Annotated in this window: 1 rRNA gene; it reads left to right on the top strand. The window is 47.9% G+C overall.

The features are described from left to right. Positions 1-77 (top strand): 23S ribosomal RNA (locus tag ACLH1U_RS25290); the annotation flags it as partial. Positions 78-213 lie beyond the last annotated feature (136 nt).

Genomic DNA, 213 nt, shown 5'->3' with positions numbered 1-213 from the left:
GACGTTGATAGGCCGGGTGTGTAAGCGCAGCGATGCGTTGAGCTAACCGGTACTAATGAACCGTGAGGCTTAACCTTACAACGCCGAAGATGTTTTGGCGGATTGAGAGAAGATTTTCAGCTTAGATTCAGAGTTGAGTACGCAATAATTTGCGCAGCAGCAAGGCGACAAGCGAAGGAAAGGAAGGAGCATACTGAAGTATGTGACTGACTT

It is taken from the genome of Klebsiella sp. 1SOBk5mer (genome assembly GCF_046603115.1).
In the GTDB taxonomy this organism is placed as follows: Bacteria; Pseudomonadota; Gammaproteobacteria; order Enterobacterales; family Enterobacteriaceae; genus Klebsiella; species Klebsiella quasipneumoniae.
Note: the sequence above shows the minus strand (reverse complement) of the source record. Positions and strands in the feature narration are given on the sequence as shown.